General features: G+C 55.0%; 20 protein-coding genes. 10 read left to right on the top strand and 10 right to left on the bottom strand.

Annotation, left to right across the window (positions count from 1 at the left end):
* Positions 1 to 14 precede the first annotated feature (14 nt).
* From ACONT6_RS01675 to ACONT6_RS01665, 3 genes are all read left to right on the top strand, one after another.
* Entirely contained in the window at positions 15 to 764 is a 750-nt protein-coding gene (locus ACONT6_RS01675; RefSeq protein ID WP_428820158.1) for an OmpW/AlkL family protein, read from the top strand.
* A 294-nt stretch (positions 765 to 1,058) separates the two neighbouring features.
* Entirely contained in the window at positions 1,059 to 2,660 is a 1,602-nt protein-coding gene (locus ACONT6_RS01670) for an AbgT family transporter (RefSeq protein WP_428820157.1), read from the top strand.
* A gap of 141 nt (positions 2,661 to 2,801) precedes the next feature.
* Positions 2,802 to 3,794 carry a family 43 glycosylhydrolase gene (locus tag ACONT6_RS01665; protein ID WP_428820156.1) on the top strand — a complete coding sequence of 331 codons (993 nt, stop codon included), beginning with the start codon at positions 2,802 to 2,804 and terminating at the stop codon, positions 3,792 to 3,794.
* Between the two features lie 51 nt (positions 3,795 to 3,845).
* Here ACONT6_RS01665 and ACONT6_RS01660 read toward each other — a convergent pair whose 3' ends face one another.
* Complete coding sequence (locus ACONT6_RS01660; RefSeq protein WP_428820155.1) at positions 3,846 to 4,172, bottom strand: tetratricopeptide repeat protein; 327 nt, start codon at positions 4,170 to 4,172, stop codon at positions 3,846 to 3,848.
* A gap of 132 nt (positions 4,173 to 4,304) precedes the next feature.
* Between ACONT6_RS01660 and ACONT6_RS01655 the strand changes: the two genes are divergently transcribed.
* Positions 4,305 to 5,606: a M20 family metallopeptidase gene (locus ACONT6_RS01655; protein WP_428820154.1), complete on the top strand. Its 1,302-nt coding sequence runs from the start codon at positions 4,305 to 4,307 to the stop codon at positions 5,604 to 5,606.
* Positions 5,607 to 5,728: 122 nt separating this feature from the next.
* Positions 5,729 to 6,775, top strand: coding sequence for an NADP-dependent oxidoreductase (locus ACONT6_RS01650; RefSeq protein WP_428820153.1), 1,047 nt, complete (start codon positions 5,729 to 5,731; stop codon positions 6,773 to 6,775).
* Positions 6,776 to 6,872: 97 nt separating this feature from the next.
* On the opposite strand, the gene ACONT6_RS01645 is transcribed toward ACONT6_RS01650, so the two are convergent.
* Positions 6,873 to 8,312, bottom strand: a complete 1,440-nt coding sequence (locus tag ACONT6_RS01645; protein WP_428820152.1) for a DEAD/DEAH box helicase — start codon at positions 8,310 to 8,312, stop codon at positions 6,873 to 6,875.
* Between the two features lie 452 nt (positions 8,313 to 8,764).
* Between ACONT6_RS01645 and ACONT6_RS01640 the strand changes: the two genes are divergently transcribed.
* From ACONT6_RS01640 to ACONT6_RS01630, 3 genes are all read left to right on the top strand, one after another.
* The gene (locus ACONT6_RS01640) at positions 8,765 to 9,349 is read left to right on the top strand and encodes an N-acetyltransferase family protein (protein WP_428820151.1); all 585 of its coding nucleotides are present in this window, start codon (positions 8,765 to 8,767) and stop codon (positions 9,347 to 9,349) included.
* Positions 9,350 to 9,684: 335 nt separating this feature from the next.
* The gene (locus ACONT6_RS01635; protein WP_428820150.1) at positions 9,685 to 10,599 is read left to right on the top strand and encodes a bile acid:sodium symporter family protein; all 915 of its coding nucleotides are present in this window, start codon (positions 9,685 to 9,687) and stop codon (positions 10,597 to 10,599) included.
* 76 nt (positions 10,600 to 10,675) lie between these two features.
* Positions 10,676 to 11,761: an alpha/beta hydrolase gene (locus ACONT6_RS01630; protein WP_428820149.1), complete on the top strand. Its 1,086-nt coding sequence runs from the start codon at positions 10,676 to 10,678 to the stop codon at positions 11,759 to 11,761.
* 40 nt (positions 11,762 to 11,801) lie between these two features.
* Here the strand turns inward: ACONT6_RS01630 and ACONT6_RS01625 are convergent, their stop codons facing one another.
* Entirely contained in the window at positions 11,802 to 12,497 is a 696-nt protein-coding gene (locus ACONT6_RS01625; RefSeq protein ID WP_428820148.1) for a Crp/Fnr family transcriptional regulator, read from the bottom strand.
* Between the two features lie 105 nt (positions 12,498 to 12,602).
* Between ACONT6_RS01625 and ACONT6_RS01620 the strand changes: the two genes are divergently transcribed.
* The gene (locus tag ACONT6_RS01620) at positions 12,603 to 13,400 is read left to right on the top strand and encodes a class II aldolase/adducin family protein (protein ID WP_428820147.1); all 798 of its coding nucleotides are present in this window, start codon (positions 12,603 to 12,605) and stop codon (positions 13,398 to 13,400) included.
* Positions 13,401 to 13,419: 19 nt separating this feature from the next.
* On the top strand, positions 13,420 to 14,055 hold the full coding sequence (locus ACONT6_RS01615) for an HD domain-containing protein (protein ID WP_181254284.1): 636 nt from the start codon (positions 13,420 to 13,422) through the stop codon (positions 14,053 to 14,055).
* A gap of 51 nt (positions 14,056 to 14,106) precedes the next feature.
* Here ACONT6_RS01615 and ACONT6_RS01610 read toward each other — a convergent pair whose 3' ends face one another.
* From ACONT6_RS01610 to ACONT6_RS01580, 7 genes are all read right to left on the bottom strand, one after another.
* Positions 14,107 to 14,988, bottom strand: a complete 882-nt coding sequence (locus ACONT6_RS01610; RefSeq protein WP_428820146.1) for a hypothetical protein — start codon at positions 14,986 to 14,988, stop codon at positions 14,107 to 14,109.
* Positions 14,989 to 15,124: 136 nt separating this feature from the next.
* The gene (locus ACONT6_RS01605) at positions 15,125 to 15,493 is read right to left on the bottom strand and encodes a DUF4870 domain-containing protein (RefSeq protein ID WP_181254285.1); all 369 of its coding nucleotides are present in this window, start codon (positions 15,491 to 15,493) and stop codon (positions 15,125 to 15,127) included.
* Between the two features lie 507 nt (positions 15,494 to 16,000).
* Positions 16,001 to 16,726, bottom strand: coding sequence for an alpha/beta fold hydrolase (locus ACONT6_RS01600; RefSeq protein WP_428820145.1), 726 nt, complete (start codon positions 16,724 to 16,726; stop codon positions 16,001 to 16,003).
* 112 nt (positions 16,727 to 16,838) lie between these two features.
* The gene (locus tag ACONT6_RS01595; protein WP_428820144.1) at positions 16,839 to 17,513 is read right to left on the bottom strand and encodes a penicillin-insensitive murein endopeptidase; all 675 of its coding nucleotides are present in this window, start codon (positions 17,511 to 17,513) and stop codon (positions 16,839 to 16,841) included.
* A gap of 115 nt (positions 17,514 to 17,628) precedes the next feature.
* A complete protein-coding gene (locus ACONT6_RS01590) occupies positions 17,629 to 18,048 on the bottom strand; it encodes a hypothetical protein (protein WP_428820143.1) in 420 nt (139 codons plus the stop codon).
* 614 nt (positions 18,049 to 18,662) lie between these two features.
* A complete protein-coding gene (locus tag ACONT6_RS01585) occupies positions 18,663 to 19,064 on the bottom strand; it encodes a hypothetical protein (protein WP_428820142.1) in 402 nt (133 codons plus the stop codon).
* 120 nt (positions 19,065 to 19,184) lie between these two features.
* Complete coding sequence (locus tag ACONT6_RS01580) at positions 19,185 to 19,619, bottom strand: hypothetical protein (RefSeq protein WP_428820141.1); 435 nt, start codon at positions 19,617 to 19,619, stop codon at positions 19,185 to 19,187.
* Between the last annotated feature and the right edge of the window lie 92 nt (positions 19,620 to 19,711).

The raw sequence follows: 19,711 nt of genomic DNA, 5'->3' as shown, positions 1-19,711 counted from the left end.
CAAGGAGCGAACTCATGAAAGCAGCCAATAAGGCCGCCATCCTAACCGCCGCCGTTCTGGCAGCCACGCTCGGTGCCAACCAGTGCCTGGCAGATTACGAACAGGGCGACTTTATCGCCCGTATTGGCTGGGGTCTCGTGGACCCCGATGACGACTCAGAACTGCTAGTGATCGACAGCAGCGTGCGACTGCCGGATACCCGGGTCTATGTGGATGAAGGCGACAGCGCCACCATCACCGGCACCTGGCTGTTTGCGGATCACTTCGGCCTCGGTCTGCTGGCAGCGTTGCCGTTTGAACACGACCTCGCCGTTGTCGGCCTGCCAGATCCCGCCGGCGGCCTGCTGGGCAGGGTGGATCTCGGCAGTATCGAGCACCTGCCACCCACCCTGACGGTACAGTGGTTCCCGGTGTGCAAGGAATCCTGGGTGCAACCTTATGTGGGTATCGGCGTCAACTTCACCACCTTTATGGATGAAGACCTCAGCCGCATCGCCCAGGACTACTTCGACGATGTGCTCGGTGCCAGCAGCAACGCAAACCTGAAGCTGGACGACTCCTGGGGCCTGGCCGGCGAGTTGGGGGTAGACATCATGTTCGGCCGCGACAGCAACTGGCTGTTCAATGCCGCGGTGTGGTACCTGGATATCGATACCGACGCCAAGATCAGCTTCCGCAACGATCAGGGTTATCGCACCCGCATCACGACCAATGTGGATATCGATCCCTTTGTCTACTCCATAGGTCTCGGCTACAAGTTCTGAATGTCCTCCCGGTGGGGCACACCAGTGCCCCACCGGGTTTATCCCCGCGTCCCCCCTTCCCTGAGAGCCCCCGGGCCTTGCTTCACATCTCCACTACAATTGCCTTGTCCAAGCAGCCACTGGCAGCACCTACTTCTTATGCCAGAAAATTAGGCTGGGCATTGCGCCAAACCCTTAAATAGCGAAAATAAAAAACGATCCTCCGCCACGAAAAGGCATCGCTGTCATTTCTCATGTATGATTGCGCGCCAACTGATTAATTTTTGGCCGGCAGGCAACTTCACAGGAGAAATAATGACGACATCCACCTCCCCCAGTGACATCCAGCCCGCCGGCGCCGGCAAGAAGACCGCGTTTACCCGCTTCCTCGATACCGTAGAGTGGCTGGGTAACCTGCTGCCGCACCCGATTACCCTGTTCGCAATGTTTGCCGTAGGCGTGGTGATCCTCAGTGGTATCGCCTCCTACTTTGGCCTGTCGGTGGTGGACCCGCGCCCGGAAGGCGCTGCCGGACGTTCGGCAGATGGCGTGATCCACGTGGTCAACCTGCTATCCGGGGAGGGGCTCAGGACCATCGTCACCACCCTGGTCACCAACTTCACCGGCTTCGCCCCTCTGGGCACGGTGCTGGTGGCACTGCTGGGTGTGGGTATTGCCGAGCACTCGGGCCTGTTGTCTGCCGCCGTGCGCGGCATGGTGCTGAAAGCCTCCAAGCGCACCGTAACCGTGATCGTGGTGTTCGCCGGCATCATCTCCAACACCGCCTCCGAGCTGGGCTATGTGGTGCTGATCCCGCTGGCGGCGATGATCTTCCACTCCCTCGGTCGCCATCCGCTGGCCGGTCTCGCCGCGGCCTTTGCCGGTGTCTCCGGCGGCTACAGCGCCAACCTGCTGCTGGGTACCGTGGATCCGCTGCTGTCCGGCATCACCGAATCCGCCGCACATATGATCGATCCCAACTATGTGGTCGGCCCGGAGGTGAACTGGTACTTCATGATTGTCAGTACCTTCCTGATCACCATCGTCGGCAGCTGGGTAACCCTGGCCATCGTGGAACCGAAGCTGGGTAAATACGACAACAGCGAAGCCTCCGTTGACCTGTCCCAGGACAAAATGACCGAGCTCACCCCCGAGGAAAAACGCGGCCTGAAATTCGCGGGCCTCGCGGTACTGGGTGTGTGCGGTTTGCTGGCACTCACCATCGTTCCCGAGTGGGGCGTGCTGCGCAATCAGGAAACCGGCCTGGTGGCGGGCTCCCCGTTCCTGAAAGGCATTGTGGCGCTGATCGTGGTGTTCTTCGCAATCCCCGGTTTTGTTTACGGCAAGACCGTGGGCACCATGAACAATGATCGCGACGTAATCGACGCCATGTCCAAGAGCATGGGCACCATGGGCATGTACATTGTGCTGGTGTTCTTCGCCGCGCAGTTTGTCGCCTTCTTCAAAATGACCAACCTGGGCACCATCTTCGCGGTGCTCGGTGCCGAGGCCCTGCAGAGCATCGGCCTCACCGGCCCGCTGCTGTTCGTTTTCTTTATCCTGATGTGCGGTATCGTGAACCTGAGCCTGGGCAGCGCCTCCGCCCAGTGGGCGGTCACTGCACCGATCTTCGTGCCCATGCTGATGCTGCTCGGCTACGCGCCGGAGGTGATCCAGGCCGCCTACCGGATCGGCGACTCGGTGACCAATATCATCACCCCGATGATGAGTTACTTCGGCCTGATCGTGTCATTTGCCACCCGCTACAAGAAAGACCTGGGTATCGGCACCCTGATTGCCACCATGATCCCCTACTCCATCTTCTTCTTTGTGGGCTGGACCGCACTCTTCTTCCTGTGGGTGTTTGTGGCCGGCATGCCGGTCGGACCGGGCGCGGCAACTTACTTCAATATGTAAGCTCTACCCCGCTTCCTCCCTTTCGAAACCGCGCCCCTGGGCGCGGTTTCTTTTTGTCTGCCACCCTGTAAAATCGGCCAGACCAAATAAAATAACGGTATGACAGGAAGGCGCGACCTTCCGCCGATGAAGGAGTGAAGCTTGAACAAGAATAAACTGCAGGCCGCCCTGCTATCCCTGCTGCTGGGCGCATCCGCCAGCCAGGCCCAGAACCCGCTCGACTTCGGCAGCGATATTAAAACCGCCGACCCCTCCGGCCATGTGTGGCAAGACGGCAAGATGTACCTCTACACCTCCCACGACGAGGAGTGTCAGGAAGACTTCTGGATGAAGAACTGGCACGTGTTTTCATCGGAAGACCTGGTGAACTGGGAAGACCACGGCGCGGTGCTATCTGTAGATGATCTCAGCTGGGCGGACAACTACGCCTGGGCACCAGATGCGGCCTACAAGGACGGCAAGTACTATCTGGTATTCCCCGCCGGCACCGGCCACAAGGACCGCGTCAATCCGGAGAAGAGCACCAAGTGGATGGGTATCGGCATCGCCGTCAGCGACTCTCCCACCGGCCCGTTCAAGGACGCCATCGGCGGCCCCCTATGGCGCAAGCCCTACGCCAACGACCCGGCCCTGTTCGTGGATGACGACGGCAAAGCCTACCTGTATTTCCACGGCACCAGTTTTGACTACTACGTGGCGGAAATGGCCGACGATATGCTGAGTATCGAGGGCGATTTCAAGAAGATGGATATGGGTGGCCACGAACCAAAAATGGAAGGCCCCTGGGTGTTCAAGCGCGGTGACAAGTACTACTTCACCATGCCGGAAAACAACCGTGAGCTGGCATATTACATGTCCGACTCGCCAGTGGGCCCCTGGGAGTACAAGGGGGTGTTCATGGAACAGGAAAACCAGAGCAACAATCACCACTCCATCGTGGAGTACAAGGGGCAGTGGATCCTGTTTTACCACCGCTGGCTGAAGTCACCGGTATCCAGCTGCGAGAAGCGTCAACGATACTCCACCGCCGAATACCTGCACTTCAACGAAGACGGCACCATCCGCAAGGTGGAACGCACCGAACAGGGCGTGGCCGATTTCGCCAAGCGGGTGAAAAACGCCCGCACCGACTGACACCAAGTGAGCGCCACCGGGCACGCTTCCCCGCAAGAGGGAGCGCGCCCCTCAGCCGCGCTTGCGCGCCAGCTTGTTCAGAAACACCCCGATTTCCCGCTCTACCTGCATATCCCCCTTCTCCTGCGCTACCGCCAGCCCCCTTTCAAAGGCCTCGGTCGCCGCTGCATCATTACCCAGCGACATCTCACTGCGCCCGAGCAGTTTCCAGGCCGCAGAGTGGTCCGGCATTTGCTTAACACACTCCCGCAGGTGCCCGGCAGCTGCCTCATGATTTTTTTCATTGAACAGGGCGCTCCCCAGGCCAAAGCGCAACAGGGGGGAATCCTTGCCCGCTTCCAGCTGGGCCTGTAATCGTTCAATGATGGGATTGGTCATGGGGTAATCGCTCCAATTCGCGTTAGACTCAGGTTCAGCGCCACAAGCGCTCCCTGGCAATACCGGTTCGCCGGGCATCGAGCACCGACTACCGACCATAACAACAAGCGATCTGAAAAACAGGAACCCCTTGTGAAAAAGACACTGCTTTCTCTGTCCCTGGCCCTGGCCAGCACTTCCAGCTTTATCCACGCCGCCCCCACCGACGCCGACAAGCAACTGGCGCAGACCGAAGACGAAGTCATCGAGTGGCGTCGCCACCTGCACCAGAACCCGGAACTGGGTAACCGCGAATTCGAGACCGCCAAGTACATCACCGCGCATCTCAAGTCCCTGGGCATGGAAGTGGAAACCGGCATTGCCCACACCGGCGTGGTCGGCCTGCTCAAGGGCGGTAAACCCGGCCCCACCGTTGCCCTGCGCGCGGATATGGATGCACTGCCGGTCACCGAAGAGGTGGATGTCCCGTTTGCCTCCAAGGCCAAAACTGAATACAACGGCGAGCAAGTGGGTGTGATGCACGCCTGCGGCCACGATACCCACGTCGCCATGCTGATGGGCGCCGCCCAGGTACTGGCGGAGATGAAAGATGAACTGGCTGGCAATGTCCTGTTTATCTTCCAGCCCGCGGAAGAAGGCGCGCCGGACGGCGAGGAAGGTGGTGCGGAACTGATGCTGAAAGAGGGTCTGTTCAAGAAATACAAACCGGAAGTGGCTTTTGGCCAGCACGTGACCTCCAGCCTGCCGAGCGGCGTGATTGGATACCGCTCCGGTCCACTGATGGCCAGCTCCGATGAATTCCGCATCAATGTGAAAGGCCGCCAGACCCACGGCTCGCGCCCCTGGGGCGGCGTCGACCCGATCACCGCTGCGGCGCAGATCGTGATGGGCACCCAGACCCTGGTCAGCCGCCAGATCGACATCACCAAAGAACCCGCGGTGGTTTCCTTCGGCGTGATCGACGGCGGTGTGCGCAACAACATCATCCCCGACAGCGTCTACCTGAATGGCACCATTCGCAATTTCGATATGGACAACCGCCAGGAGATTTTCAAACGCCTGAAAACCACCGCCGAACTGATTGCCGAAAGCAGTGGCGCGAAGGCAGAGGTGGAAATCCTGGAAGGTTACCCGGTTACCTCGAACAACCCGCAACTGACCGAGGCCGCGATCCCGGCCCTGCAAGCAGCGGCCGGCGACAGCAAGGTGATGGTGATTCCAAAAATTACCGGCGCTGAAGACTTCTCTTTCTTCGCCAATGAAATTCCCGGGTTTTACTATTTCCTCGGCGTTACCCCGGAAGGGACAAACCCGGCAACGGCAGCCAGCAACCACTCACCGCGTTTCTATGTGGATGAGAGCGCGCTCAAGGTGGGCACCAAGGCGATTACCCAGTTGACCCTGGATTATATGGCCAGCAAAGCCGCGAATTAATTGCAGTAAAAAAAGCGGGGCAAAAGCCCCGCTTTTTTATACGCGGTCATTTACCGGGTTATTACACGCAGCGGAAACGACAGGTTTCCGGCGACCTTCAACACGAAAGTGGAGACCAGCTTATGGGCCTGAATCAGTCTGAAGATCAAAACCGCCGTTTAGTCCTGGCATCCCGTCCCGTTGGGGCGCCGGGGCCAAGCAATTTTCGCCTTGAAAAGACCGAGATTCCCCAGCCATCAGAAGGCCAGGTTCTGATGCGCACCGTGTTTCTTTCCCTCGACCCTTATATGCGCGGCCGTATGAGCGATGCCGCCTCCTACGCCGAGCCGGTGGGAATCGGAGAGGTGATGGTTGGCGGTACCGTAAACCGGGTGGTTGAGTCCCACCTGGACGGTTTTGAGAAAGACGACTGGGTGCTCTCCTACACCTGCGGCTGGCAGGACTATGCGATATCCGACGGCACCATGCTGATCAACCTCGGTAAAAATCCCGCGCAACCCTCTCTGGCACTGGGCCTGCTTGGCATGCCCGGATTTACCGCGTATATGGGTTTACTGGATATCGGCGCCCCCAAGGAAGGCGAAACCCTGGTTGTCGCCGCAGCCACGGGCCCGGTGGGGGCAACCGTCGGCCAGATCGGCAAGCTGAAAGGCTGTCGTGCGGTAGGTGTGGCTGGCGGTGCAGAAAAATGCCGTTTCGCCGTAGAAGAGCTGGGGTTTGATGCGTGTATCGACCACTATGCAGAAGACTTCGCCGAGCAACTGGCAAAGGCCTGTCCTGACGGTATCGATATTTATTACGAGAATGTCGGCGGCAAGGTTTTGGACGGAGTCCTGCCACTGCTTAACACCGGCGCACGTATCCCGGTATGCGGCCTGATCTCACAGTACAACGCCACCGAACTGCCCCCGGGGCCAGACCGTCTCGGCCTGCTGATGAGCCAGATCCTGGTCAAACGCATGAAGGTACAGGGCTTCATTATTTTCGACGACTACGGCCACCGCTACGATGAGTTCTATGAGGAAATGTTGCGCTGGTACAGCGAAGGCAAGATCAAATACCGCGAACAGGTTGTGGACAATCTTGAACAGGCACCGGAAGCTTTTGCCGGCATGCTGGAGGGCAAAAACTTTGGCAAGCTGGTAGTCCGTGTGGGCAGCGATAGCTGAAACCGGGTAAACAAAAAAGGCGGGATTTGACTCCCGCCTTTTTTAATTCCAACGCATTGCCCCTACAGCGGCGCAATACTGCCGGTCAGTCTAGTGCTCAGTTTGCGCGCCGCTGGCGCGGACGCTGATCACTGTTGCCGCCCGTGCGATTACCGCGTTCACCACCGCCAGACGGCTTGCGGTTACCGTTGCCGCGTGCGCCATTTTCAGCGCGCTGGGCGTTGTTGCGGCTGTCGGAACGATTGCCGGAGCGGTTGCCCGAGCGAGATTCACCGTTACCGGAGCGCTCACCATTGCCATTGTTGCCCGGTTTTCCCCGACGGCTCGAAGGCTTCTTGCGCGCGGCGCCATCGCGGCGTACCTGGGCGCCTCGAGCGGCCTTGCCACCGGATTCCGGAAGCTGATGATCCGGCTCAAAGCCTTCAATTTCTTCGCGCTCGATGGGCTTTTGAATCAGTTTTTCGATATCACGCAGCTGCTTGATTTCATCTGCAGATACCAGGGACACCGCCTGTCCGTTGGCGCCGGCGCGGCCGGTACGGCCGATGCGATGCACGTAATCCTCGGGCACATTGGGCAGGTCGAAGTTCACTACCTGCGGCAGCTGATCGATATCGATACCGCGTGCGGCGATATCTGTTGCCACGAGGATCTGTACCTTGCCGCTTTTGAAATCCGCCAGGGCTTTGGTGCGCGCATTCTGGCTCTTGTTGCCGTGAATTGCCGCCGCCGGGATACGGCTCTGCTCCAGCTGTTTGGCCAGGCGGTTGGCGCCGTGCTTGGTGCGGCTGAAGACCAGTGCCTGATGCCAGCCGTTTTCCTTGATCAGGTGACACAGCAGCGAGGCCTTGCGGGCCTTGTCCACCGGATGCAGCTTCTGGCTCACGGTTTTGGTGGTGCTGTTGCGCGGGCTTACATCGATCTCTACCGGGTCGTTCACCAGGCCTTTGGCCAGGGTGCGGATTTCTGGAGAGAAGGTCGCGGAAAACAGCAGGTTCTGACGTTTCGCCGGCAGTACCCGCAGGATTTTCTTGATGTCGTGGATAAAGCCCATGTCCAGCATGCGGTCAGCTTCGTCCAGCACCAGGGTTTCCAGCTTGTCGAACTTGATCGCGCGCTGGTTATACAGATCCAGCAGTCGGCCCGGTGTGGCCACGAGAATGTCGGCACCGCCGCGCAGGCGCATCATTTGCGGGTTGATCTTGACCCCGCCAAAAACCACCGAGTGGCGCATGGGCAGGTGCTGGCTGTAGCTCTGCACATTGTCGAATACCTGCGCCGCCAGTTCGCGGGTCGGTGTCAGTACCAGCGCGCGCACCTGATTGTTGCGCGCGCGCTCACCGGCACTCAGCTTGTGCAGCAGCGGCAGGGTAAAGCCGGCAGTCTTGCCGGTACCGGTCTGTGCCGCCGCCATTACATCGCCACCGCGCATCACTACGGGGATGGCCTGTTCCTGAATCGGGGTGGGTTTGCTATAGCCCTGCTCCGCTACAGCACGGGCAATTTCCGGCACGAGGCCGAGGTCTTCAAATAACATAGAAATTCTTTCTTGAGTGCGGTCAGTGGAACAATCACACCAACCTGCGTGTTACGCCCGAGCCTGTCGCTCCGGGCAAAACTGGAATACTCAGTCCGCCGTGCCCGCTTAAAGGGCCGATGTTCCACGGAGTGAGATTGGTTGCCGCCTGAGGCATTGGCCGAAAGTTCTATTTCGGCATGGTGCGGCATTCAGTAGAAAGGAATCAGACACACTGCTTAGTACAGTGTTCCAGAAATGAGCCGAAAGTAAGTCCGGCCTACAGATGACGCAACTGGCAGTCTTGCCAGCCGCGGCACTATAACACAGCGCGGCAGACTGCCCAGTTTTAATTGTATTTTTGCGTAGCGGACACTTTCTCCCCGGCTTACTGGCTCTCCGTGCGGTGGAACCTTTCGATGGAAATTCCCCCACCGTAGACTTTCTCCACTATGCAACGGGGAGGGCAAACGATGTCTGGTACGAGACGCACTTCATCATTAGCGGGGCCTGTGGGAGCAGGATATTCCGGTGCCGATCAGGGTTACGGTGACACCCGGTACACCTTGAGCGACGGCCGCGAGGTAAGTATCCGTCCGGTGTGCCCTGCTGATGGCGACATGGAGCGGGAACTGATCGAGAGCCTGTCCGCCGACTCCAGTCGCATGCGCTTTCTAGGCGGTATTGGTCGAGTCAGTCAGCAACTGATGCATATCCTCAACGACAACGATGCCCAGCACGAGGCCTTTATTGCGCTGCATGAAGACGACTCAGGCACCCTGCACGCTGTGGGCGTGGCCAACTTTGCCTGCGATCCCGACGGACACTCCTGTGAATGTGCCGTGGTGGTCGCCGACGACTGGCAAAATAAGGGGCTGGGCAAGCGTCTGCTTCAGGAACTTGTGGATGCGGCCAAGGCGGACGGCCTCGATGAAATCTACTCCGTTGAATCCGCGGGCAACAATGCCATCGACCGCGTAGCGCGAGAGCTGGGGTTTAACTGCAAGGCGGACCCGCACGACTACACAACGGTGCGCTACAGCCTGCAACTGCACTGACCGGCAATCAATGCGCAACAACAGAGACTCAGACAGGAAGACAGATCGGTGCGGGGCAAACCTGCTCCGCACGTGACAGATACTGGGGCCGGTTTCTTAAACGAATCCGGCCCTTCTAGTCACCCTCACTTCACAGCCTTCGTATGTCCCGCACCCGCTTCCCGGGAAAATCCACCGCAGTCCACACCTCCGCGATAGACCCGTCGCAATTGTCAATTTTTTGACATTCTACGCGCCAACGGGTTACCTAGAATGACACCAGCGATGGGCCCGGCTTCGCCTGCGGAGAATTTGGGCTATACAACACAATATCTAATAATAATTCGGAGGTTCCCATGGAATCCGGCCCCCTGATCTCGATCGGTCTGCCGATCGCCCTGTTTATCATCATGATCGGTATCGGTCTGACCCTCACCGGTCGCGACTTTCACCAGGTCACCGTCAAGCCTACAGGTTTGATTTTCGGCACCCTGGCACAAATTATCCTGATGCCCGCTGCGGCATTCGCACTGGCCTGGCTTCTGGAACTGCCACCGGCGATGGCGGTGGGACTGGTAATCATTGCCGCCTGCCCCGGTGGCACCACCTCCAATTTGTTCACCCTGCTGGCCAAGGGCAATGTCGCCCTGTCCATCGTGCTCACCGTGTCGGCAAGTCTCATCACCATCATGACCCTGCCGCTGATCACCAACTTTGCGCTGAAGCTCTACTTCGGCACCCAGGAGGAAATCTCACTCCCCCTGGGGAAAACTGTTGTGATGCTCTCGGTGATCGTGCTGCTACCGGTAGCTATCGGCATGATCATTAAAGCCTTCCAGCCAAACCTGGCGGCGCGAGCCGAGGGTATTGTGAGTGTTTTCGGTGGACTGGTCCTGGCCGCACTGGTCGCAGGGATCGTATACGGTATCCGCGATCGCTTTGTCGACCTGCTGATTCAGGCAGGTCCTGCGACCATCGCGCTCAACATTCTGGGTATTGGCATCGGACTGCTGTGTACGCGGGTGGTGGGACTGGGTACCCGGGAGCGCCTCGCGGTGGCCACGGAACTGGGCATCAAAAACGGGACGCTGGGGCTGATGGTCACACTTACCCTTCTGCATTCCAGCGATATGTCCGTGCCTTCGGCCATCTACGGTGTAATCATGTTTCCGCTCGGTTTCCTGCTCGCGGCGTACGGGCGCCGCCTGGTCAGGACCGTTACACCGTCAGAATCCGCAGGGGAAAGGTCCCACCCTGCAGAAGTGGGATAAGTATTTACCCTGCATGTCATTTCACTGGCACCAAGCGTTCGATAGAGTGGCCTCATAGTAATTTTGAGGCCCTCTCATGACCCAGGCACGCCCTTCCCAATTACTCGCCTTCTTCCTGTGCACCTGTTTCCTGTTAGCGCTTGGCGCCGGGCGTGTAACCGCAGCGGTTGCGCCAGACACAGGATCCCCCGATCCGCACTCCCGAGAAGTTCTGCCAGCCCCTGTGGAGTACCGGGATGTTCAGTGGGTGCAGGCAGGGAATAAAACCCTCACCACCGATATCTTCGTGCCGAATACCGGGCGCAAGCAGTATCCGGTAGTGGTGATCTTCCACGGCGGCGGCTGGCTGATTAACGACAACCGCATCATGGATGCAGCCGCAAAGTACCTGGCCCGCCACGGTGAGTTTGTCGTGGCAAATATGAACTACCGGCTACTGGGGGATAACCAGAACACCACCACCATGGACGAGATCGTGGGAGATGTGCTCGGTGGTGTGTTGTGGGTGAAGGAACATATTTCGGAATACCAGGGCAACCCGGAGCGCATCGCGGTCACTGGAGACAGCGCCGGTGGCCACCTGAGTGCGATGGTGGTACTGGCGGCCAACAATCTGAGCGGCGAGGCATTCTCCCCAGAAAACCTCGCGTTCCGCCCCACCTATATGCCCTCGGGAAAAACGCCGGAGCAGATAGCGGATAACGGGGAGTTGCAGGTGCAGGCCGCCGTATTCAGTTACGGGGCATTCGACCTTTACCGTGCAGCCCAGGGCGGTTTTGAGTCACCCGGTAATATTTTCTGGAAACTGGGCAACACAGAGCCACGCGGCATTATGGGCAAAGGGTTCAGCGTAGAAAGCGCCCCGGAACTCTACAAAGCCGTGTCACCGGCTTACCTTATCCCCGACGCCGGGGACAGGAAGCTGCCGCCGATATTCGCCCATGTAGGCAGTAAGGACACCACGACACCACCGAGCGCGGTAAAGGCATTCGTCGACAAGCTGGTAGCGGCCGGGCAGCCTGCCCGGTTCAAGGAATACCCCGGGAAAAATCACGCGTTTCTGGATACCGGGTGTAATGAGTTTCTCGGTAACTGCTTCGACAAAGACGCTCCGGAAACACTGAACGATATGATTGAGTTTTTACAGGCACACCTGGAATGAAGGCGAGTGGCAACCGAAGCCGGGCCTGCTCGCTCCCTTGTCAATCCAGTCCATCAACATACCGCATCAGGCGCTCCGGATCGCTGATAGTCACACGACCGTACGCGAACTCGATCAGCCCCTGAGCCTCGATATTCTTGAGTACCCGGTGCACCCCCTGCCGGGTCATCCCCATCATATTGGCGAGCAACTCGCGGGTCAGGGCAAAGCTCACCGCGACATTGCCGTCCTGCCCGCTGCGGTTGTGCATCTGCGCCAGAAACAGTAATCGCCTCCCGATACGCGCTTCCGTGCCCCGCAGGACATCGTCCTGAATCACCGACATCGCAGACCAAAGCCGTCGGCTGACCTGGTCCAGAGCGACGGGATAGGCATCCGGGTTATCCCTCAGCGTGGTCCGCAGCACCTCCCCCTGGATTTCGAACACCTGGCAGTCCTCGTGTGCCGTAGCACCGAACACCCGCGGCATTCCCGGGGAAAAAACCGTGTCGCCAAACCAGGCCCCCACATCGAGGATCGCGAGAATCGCCTCGCGCCCAGCGACATTGCTGGCACAAATCCGGACCCGTCCGCGGGCAATGATGCACAGGCTGCCCTGCAGCGCTCCCGGGGGATAAATAATCTCCCCGGCACCATACGCCCGATTGCGGGCCTGCTCAGCCAGGGAGAGTTTGGCCGGTTTGGAGAGCCCCTCGAGTAACGGACAGGTTTCGATAACGGAAAGAACGTCATTCATTGGCCAAGTGTAAACAAATTGACAGTCAGAGGCGCAGCTGAATTTCTAGAATGCGGTCATCGGTAAACAAAAAGCACATCCACAATAATTAAGAGAGAGAACTCCATGCAGCCGTCCTCCATACAGCAGTCCCCAACCACACTGGAATCCCTACCCTCGCTGGAAGGCAAGGTAAGCGCCGAGGAATGGCAATTGCGCGTAGACCTCGCCGCTGCCTATCGCCTGGTTGCTCACTACGGGTGGGATGAAATCGTGTTTACCCATCTTTCGGTACGTATTCCCGGGCCGGAACATCACTTTCTGATCAATCCCTTTGGCGCCCTGTTTGAAGAAATTACAGCTTCCAGCCTGGTCAAAGTGGATATCAATGGGGAAAAAGTGGATGACAGTCCCTTCCCGGTAAACCCCGCGGGATTCACCATTCACAGCGCCATCCACGAGGCGCGCGAGGACGCGCAGTGCGTGATGCATACCCACACCGTTGAAGGTGTGGCCGTAGCCGCCCACAGTGAAGGCCTGCTGCCACTTTCCCAGCAATCACTCTTCCCCCTCGCCAGCCTCGCGTATCACGACTACGAAGGCATTGCAGTACGCGAGGATGAAAAAGCCCGGCTGGTGAAGGATCTGGGAACCGCCAAGTTCATGATCCTGCGCAATCACGGCCTGCTGACCTGTGCATCCACGGTGGCCGACTGCTTCCTGTTTATGTACCTGCTGCAGAAATCCTGTGAGATTCAGGTGGCAGCACTGGCCGGCAACCGCCCACTGACACCGGTCCCGCAGGAAATCATCGACAAGATTGTCAGCGAAGGTGACAAGGTCACCAGGAACCAGGGCGGGCTGCTGGCCTGGCCCGGACTGTTACGCAAACTCGACCGTATCGACGCTAGCTATCGCCGCTAACCCAATCCCGGAGCAAACCATGAGCAATAATAACCATACAAAGAACCAGCCTCACGCCACCTTCAGCCACATGGAGCACGGCAGTGCCCAGGACTGGAAATGCATCGCAGAGGCGTTCGGCCCCTTCGCAAAAAAGCTGCCACAGCGAATTATCGAGCACTTGAAATTGCTCGACGGTGACTTCGGCGGATTCCAGGTAGACCGGCTAACCCACTGCCTGCAGAGCGCCACCCTGGCACACAAGGCGGGAAAAGATGAAGAGTATGTAGTGTGTGCACTGCTGCACGATATCGGCGACACCCTGGGCTCTTACAACCACGCGGATGTTGCCGCGGTTCTGCTGGAGCCTTTTGTGAGTGAAGCCAATCACTGGATGATCAAGCACCACGCCATTTTCCAGGGCTACTACTTCTTCCACCACCTGGGCATGGACCGCGATCAATACAAACAGTATGCAGACCACCCGTACTACCAGCGCACCCTGGAGTTCGTGCGCGAGTTTGACGCGCCGGCATTCGATACCGAGGCCGAGGTTCTGCCGCTGTCGTTTTTTGAACCCATGATTCAGCGGGTTTTCGCCCAGCCGAAAAAGTCACTGTACAAAGAAGCGGTGAACAACTTCGAGAGCAATCAACCGGAAAAAGAAACGGCCTGAACTACCGATTAGATTCGACATAACCCTCGCACGGAGGGGGCAAAACACAGATCAGAATTCGGCATCGATATCCGGTCGGAAATTGAAATACGAAGTCTCCACCAGAGTTTTGTAAACCCCCTCCACATTCATCGGGAGCCACTCCCGATACATCGGCAGATCCTTGAATTCTTCGAGCTGGATTTCCGCTTTGAGTGTATCCAGCGTTTTTCCCTGTAGCATTCCGTCGCGCACGGCGGCATATAGAGCTTTCAGATACGCCAGGTAACGCTCCACATCCTCCCGCTTGCCAGACTTGCCATGCCCACCGATAAACAGGTCAAACTCGGGCCCTGCAAGCACCGCTTCCGTGGAACGGATCATGCCGTGGATATCGTAGCCAATCAGGTTTTTATAGGGCATGCGCCCCAGCACAATCCAGTCGACGACATATAAGACATTCGCCGGCAGGAATCGCATACTTACCGAACCGCGGCCGTTGTTGGTTCCGTGGTAACGCAACTCAACAGTGCTCGATCCGAACTCAATCTCCATGAAATCATCAAAGGTAATATCCGCGGGTGCGGTGGGGACTTGCGTCCACGCGATATCTTCCGCGGCCAACTCTTGGGCCACCACCACCGCGCCAGCCTCAGCAAATACCTCGCCCCCGAGCACATGATCCACGTGATTGTGGCTGTACGCCATGTACTTAATCGGCTGATCAAACCGTGAGGACAGTTCTGATTTCAGCCAGCGGGCGGCTTCTGGATTGATCGGATCGGTTACGAAGATCCCCGCTTCGGTGACCATAAATACCGAACGATAATTGCCCGCGGTAAAGTGATAGACATTTCCCTTCACGGGTTCTATGGTGAACTTCGGCTCGGCCAGCGCCGCCGCAGGATGGAGAAAAACAAGTCCCGCGAATAAACTAATAATAGCTGTCCGCATAACTGGCTCCAGATGGCGATCTAAAGAAAACGCACTCGTTTTTAAAAGCCCAGCTTGGATATCTTCCTCGACCGCGAACTTCTTGTGCGATCACAGCCAGAAGAGCAACACTTCGAGAGCATCCGACCTGGCTGCGTTATGGATTCTCTATTCTGAAGAACTGGATACTTAACGGGTACTTCCAGAGCTTTCCTTCGCTCGCGTTAACCGCCCCAATTACTACAAAAATGATATCCAAGAGCAACAATATGAAAAATCCAAAAATTCCGACAATTACAAACACCAAGATAAAGAGAACCACCGAATAAATAAGCGCACTAATCATCCAATTGAGAATGACTTTACCGTGCTTATCAATTTCTTCGGAATGGTCTTTATTAACCGCCCACATAACGATCGGCAATACAAATCCAGCGCCAGGGATACAGAACCCAGCCAGCTGACTTAGGTGCATAAGCATTAAATAGGTATTTTTCTCTAGGCCCCAAGGCTTAAGTTCTTCCATGATTTTCTCCAATTTCTACTGATTTGTAACGCCCAGCGCCGAAGCAGAATAAAAACGCCGATCAATGTTAGCAGCCTTACCGCGCACCGCACTTTGGAAGCTTTCCGAATGTTTCATCTGTCAAGCTCAGTGCATTACAGCCACCCCACAAACCTTCGAATCCCTTTCCGTCACCTAAATACCAGCACGTACACTTCTCCTCGAAAAGAATATTTTCCTTCACTAAAGGAAAGTCACATATAACTCCGTCATCTAAGGCAGCATATTCCATACTTTTTGCAGCACCTTTACCTTGCGCACCAACGAGACTCGTCATAAACAAAAGGAGTAGAAATGTACAAAAGCAGCCCAAGATGAAACTCAGTAGTAATTTTATCTTCATAACTTGCTCAAACTGCTATCGCCGCGCTCAGCCGCGGACAGGTTTGTGCGCCTTATACGCGATAATGTTAGCGCAGCGACCGCACATAAAGTACACAAAGTTGGCCGTCATCCTGCAGCGCACTGTTAGCACGCGGTGCGCTCGTAGGCCGCGATTTCATTAAAAATTAATTTAAATTCCGAAAGCTCTTCATCTTCAGCCAACCCCATGTGACTCGCTTGGGAAGAAATACGAATTTGTGAACTGGGTAGCTTTCCTGCTAAGTCTCGAATGCTTTCAATTGGAGCATTCTCATCTTCTTCTCCGTGATGGATGTACACAATTGGTGATTTCTGAAATTCGATCGACTCCCACGAACCAAGAAGCACTTTAAAGTCAGACCACGCACCATGAGCCAAGTCTTCTGAAAGGCCCAATGACGTGAGGTAATCAATCGTTGACTCATAGTTATCATTCCGGAGAAGTTCTAGGAGCTCCAATGTGGGGGGCGACTTCACCTTCTCAACAAAGATACTCGGTGTACCCATCGACGCTAAAAGATAACAAGAGTGAACGACTTCAGAATAAGCTGTAGAGAAGTGCATAGCGAACGGGCCTCCCCCACTACCACCGATTACATGACACTTATCGATTCCGTTGCTTTGTAGATACGCGCTTGTTTTTTCCGAACATTTGTCGAATGACGGGGCAGAATCGAATTCATAATACCAGGGACGGGTAGGACAAATTAGCCGGATACCAACTTTACTCGCGAGCACTGAAAACTCATGCCCAGACTCACCTGTTTGAGGTGTACCCATAAAGAAAATGACTGGGACACCCTGAGAATCACCAAATTCATGGACCTGCACAATATCTCCTTGTGTGTGCTAACGCCATGCTCAGCGGCGAGGTTAAACTGGCGCCAATTTTGGCACGAAATTGGTGGCAGCGTTTGCCGACTGATGCCGCTTGTTAGCGCTATTATTTGCACGGAATATCAAAGTCGACATGATAATGATCATCATGACGAACCCATGAAGCCCTTTTCGAAAACTGTACATTAGTCTTTAAATATTCGCCGTACTTTGTTTTGAATAAATTTGGCTTCAATTTTGGGTCAAATATAACACGCCATAAGTCATGGCCGTGCTTCTTTGCCTGCTTATGCAAGGCTACTACATGCGCCGCCATAGCTTCATAGTCGATATACAGGCCATCATATTGGCTGTTTGCATCAAACTCTATGTTATAGCCAAGCTTGTTGAATGGGGTGGTTGGCAAGTGTACAGACTTACCGCTCTTGTCTTTTACAGGTGTTGTGAAATCAACCGACAAGCCATTTCGATGTGTTTTATGCGGTTTGAACTCGCCACCTTCTTCGAAACCTGTTTCAGCGTATTTATAGACTTTGTCTGGCTGCTCCGCCTCTATGTCTTTATACGCTGCCACGATGATGCTTCTTACTTCAGAATGCACATACGTCCGTCCGGCGAGCCGGGCCATTGTACTGTAGGTAACGAAGTTTTTTCCCTCTGACGGTAGCTTAACACCGTGAGAAAGCCGCCCATTTGAGGTTGTGCCATAACATGTACTAGCTTCAGCAAAAGCCACCAGCGGTGTCATTAGTATGATTGTAATCAGATGCTTCACTTTCATATTGTGCTAACGCCGCCAGCAGGGGCAGCTTGCCTCGGGCGCTTTATATGCGAAAATGGGAGCGCAGCGACTGTGTGAAAAGTGTATAAAGTAAGACGTCGACTGCATTGCTTTGTTAAGCCACTTTCTTGGCACGATGCAGGCCAAGTAAAAGAATTGCTGAGTCATCTCCCGGGAAAGTTGAGATTCTAACACCATGAAAAGGGCCATTTTTCACATAGATGAGCGCTTCAAATTCCACAACTTCACCTATATCTACACTATTCCATGTACTTTTTAGTGCATCATCTATGAAAAGAGTGACCGCATTACAAATAAATTTATAGCCCTTACTTATATATTTCTCTCTGACATCCATAGCAATGCCTACACTTAGCAACGACTGAGATTCGAGATTTAGGTCCGTTACGGTACCTGACCAGCGAACTGTATATCCGCCATATTTCCTGGACAACGCCGCATCGTCTAGACCCTCATTGAAATCATTTACGATATCTTCGTAAAACTGGTGCCAATCTTTATTCCAAGCCTTCATTACCATTTTTACTTAACACCCGCGGAGGCCCGTAGCTTCACTGCCCGTAATTGCTATGTTGATCCCGGAGCAAGCCAATTGCAGAGTATACATATTCAGGCCTACCTCGCGACTTGATCTGCTCTTCTACTGAACGATATGGAATTACCGAATAAACCTCACTGTTACGTAATATTGCAACGTACCACCCTGACCCGCCAATTTCCTTAGGTTTTCCACAAGAGGATTCATTTCTCACGTACTTCATATAGCGGCCAGACTGATACCCCCAACCATGAAGTAACCCTAAAACTGCTACAGCAACTTGCTGCCCATATTCAGACTCAGATAAAGAATCACTATGAATTTTGACAACCGCAACGTCCTTCGCGGTACGGATGGAACTTTCTAACTCTTTTTGAAAGTCTGGGTAAATATACTGGAACTCACCGTCAGGTGATGACGGTGGAATTACAGCTGGCTGTATCGGTTCACATGCCAGGGCTCTACTTCCAAAAATTATCGTTAGAATAAAAATGCTGTTTCGTAGATTCATAGCATAACGCTTGCATAGCAGCGCCCGATTAGGGCGTCCGGTGGAGGCCCAATCGGCAGGAACAGACTTTGTGTACTTGTTATGCACCGCTCCATTGGTTGAATCTAATTACGTCCATATGAATACCGTAAACCATTGCGGAGTTCGATTGAGGGTTAAAGAAGTACTTCATCCAACCGTTATTCATCCTTTCTTCCCAGTCGTCAAGGCTTCCATACCGTTCAAGATAGAGCTTCACTTTGCGCCTCTTTCCCATATTCCAAAAGCGGCCTAGTGGATCGTTATACCAAACTGATTTGACCAGTCCATTTTCCTCGTAAATCGCAAAGCTGAACTCAGGTATATCAACAGTGTATGAGCGCTCCTTACCTTGTTCTTCTTTGATGTCCCCAAATTCACGAAGAATTTTAAGTCCCTCATCGACAGAAATACCTAGTTGAATGTGAGGCGTACCCAGTTTCTTAGGAAACAGCAAATTCACAGTACCTCCTCTGCATAACGCCCAGCGCAGGCAGCGCGGAGCGCCTTTTGTGTTAATGTTTGAGCGCCAGCGAGTAACACAAAAGGTGCGTAGCGTTGGCTGTCGCTCTGCTGCTGTTTGTTAGCCTGGTTTTACCTCGGGATAAGCCAGTACCGCAAGCTCTTCGACCGAATATTGACCAAGCTTCGATGGGTCAATTGACTGGCTAACTCTCTTGAATGAAGATAGCTCTAAAATCGATTCTAATTCGCCGTCGAATCCCATTTTCTCAATATTCTTTAAAAAATCTGAAACTAAGCGCATATCATCGAACTCTTCATCACTTATACACTCAAGATCTAAGTCAAACTTCTCACACGCCTCCCAAATCAGGGTTGCAGGCCGTAACTCAATTGCAACTGATCGTTTACCCTTATGCATCTCTAGTGGCCCATCGATAAGTTTCGACCCGCAACTTTTACAAATCGCTTTGTAAGCCAAAAGTTCTTTTACAGGATAAATATTACTCTCGTTACAAAATTCGCATTTTGTAGGGAATGGGTCAATAAATTCCATGTCAATTACCCAGAAGGCTAACGCCGCGCTCAGCCGCGGACAATTTTGGGCGCTTTATGCGCGATAATGGGAGCGCAACGACCGCGCATAAA

It is taken from the genome of Microbulbifer sp. MCCC 1A16149, assembly GCF_050368945.1.
Taxonomy (GTDB): Bacteria; Pseudomonadota; Gammaproteobacteria; order Pseudomonadales; family Cellvibrionaceae; genus Microbulbifer.
This window is presented reverse-complemented; position numbering and strand designations above follow the sequence as displayed.

Excerpts from the sequence above, each read along its gene's own strand:
- ACONT6_RS01660 (WP_428820155.1), bottom strand. The coding sequence starts at position 4,172 with ATGACCAATCCCATCATTGAACGATTACAGGCCCAGCTGGAAGCGGGC.
- ACONT6_RS01590 (WP_428820143.1), bottom strand. The coding sequence starts at position 18,048 with ATGAAGGCTTGGAATAAAGATTGGCACCAGTTTTACGAAGATATCGTA.
- ACONT6_RS01630 (WP_428820149.1), top strand. The coding sequence starts at position 10,676 with ATGACCCAGGCACGCCCTTCCCAATTACTCGCCTTCTTCCTGTGCACC.
- ACONT6_RS01675 (WP_428820158.1), top strand. The coding sequence starts at position 15 with ATGAAAGCAGCCAATAAGGCCGCCATCCTAACCGCCGCCGTTCTGGCA.
- ACONT6_RS01610 (WP_428820146.1), bottom strand. The coding sequence starts at position 14,988 with ATGCGGACAGCTATTATTAGTTTATTCGCGGGACTTGTTTTTCTCCAT.
- ACONT6_RS01670 (WP_428820157.1), top strand. The coding sequence starts at position 1,059 with ATGACGACATCCACCTCCCCCAGTGACATCCAGCCCGCCGGCGCCGGC.
- ACONT6_RS01625 (WP_428820148.1), bottom strand. The coding sequence starts at position 12,497 with ATGAATGACGTTCTTTCCGTTATCGAAACCTGTCCGTTACTCGAGGGG.
- ACONT6_RS01580 (WP_428820141.1), bottom strand. The coding sequence starts at position 19,619 with ATGGAATTTATTGACCCATTCCCTACAAAATGCGAATTTTGTAACGAG.
- ACONT6_RS01650 (WP_428820153.1), top strand. The coding sequence starts at position 5,729 with ATGGGCCTGAATCAGTCTGAAGATCAAAACCGCCGTTTAGTCCTGGCA.
- ACONT6_RS01605 (WP_181254285.1), bottom strand. The coding sequence starts at position 15,493 with ATGGAAGAACTTAAGCCTTGGGGCCTAGAGAAAAATACCTATTTAATG.
- ACONT6_RS01645 (WP_428820152.1), bottom strand. The coding sequence starts at position 8,312 with ATGTTATTTGAAGACCTCGGCCTCGTGCCGGAAATTGCCCGTGCTGTA.
- ACONT6_RS01635 (WP_428820150.1), top strand. The coding sequence starts at position 9,685 with ATGGAATCCGGCCCCCTGATCTCGATCGGTCTGCCGATCGCCCTGTTT.
- ACONT6_RS01640 (WP_428820151.1), top strand. The coding sequence starts at position 8,765 with ATGTCTGGTACGAGACGCACTTCATCATTAGCGGGGCCTGTGGGAGCA.
- ACONT6_RS01620 (WP_428820147.1), top strand. The coding sequence starts at position 12,603 with ATGCAGCCGTCCTCCATACAGCAGTCCCCAACCACACTGGAATCCCTA.
- ACONT6_RS01615 (WP_181254284.1), top strand. The coding sequence starts at position 13,420 with ATGAGCAATAATAACCATACAAAGAACCAGCCTCACGCCACCTTCAGC.
- ACONT6_RS01595 (WP_428820144.1), bottom strand. The coding sequence starts at position 17,513 with ATGAAAGTGAAGCATCTGATTACAATCATACTAATGACACCGCTGGTG.